General features: G+C 44.3%; 1 protein-coding gene. It reads left to right on the top strand.

The features are described 5' to 3' along the window. Nucleotides 1-71: 71 nt before the first annotated feature. On the top strand, nt 72-440 hold a 369-nt coding region (locus JHD69_RS20415; protein ID WP_370583545.1), incomplete at its 3' end, for an EamA family transporter.

Below are 440 nucleotides of genomic sequence, written 5' to 3'. Positions count from 1 at the left end.
GTATAAGCTAGACCAACGGTTCTGTGCTAAAAATAAAAACCTTAAATTTGTCGAATTGCTTAGCTTTTTACATGAAAAACAAACCCCTCAAAAATATACCTCCTGTTCCTTCCGTACTTATGGCCATTATCAGTGTGCAAGGGGGGGCAGCCATTGCCAAAGGCATTTTCCCATTATTAGGCGCTGCCAGTACCGCCGCCCTCCGCATTGGGCTATCTTCCATTATCCTGGTTCTGTTCAACAGACCTTCCTTTAAAAGCATTACCCGAGCACAATGGAAGGCGGTAATTCCCTATGGCATTGCCTTAGGAGCTATGAATGCTACCTTTTATCTTGCACTTTCCCGCATTCCCTTGGGCTTGGCCGTTACATTAGAATTTATTGGCCCTTTATTACTGGCTGTATTGGGTTCTAAACGTGCCATCGACTTTGTATGGGTA

This window comes from Pedobacter sp. ASV12 (assembly GCF_016429155.1).
Lineage (GTDB): Bacteria > Bacteroidota > Bacteroidia > Sphingobacteriales > Sphingobacteriaceae > Pedobacter.
Note: the sequence above shows the minus strand (reverse complement) of the source record. Positions and strands in the feature narration are given on the sequence as shown.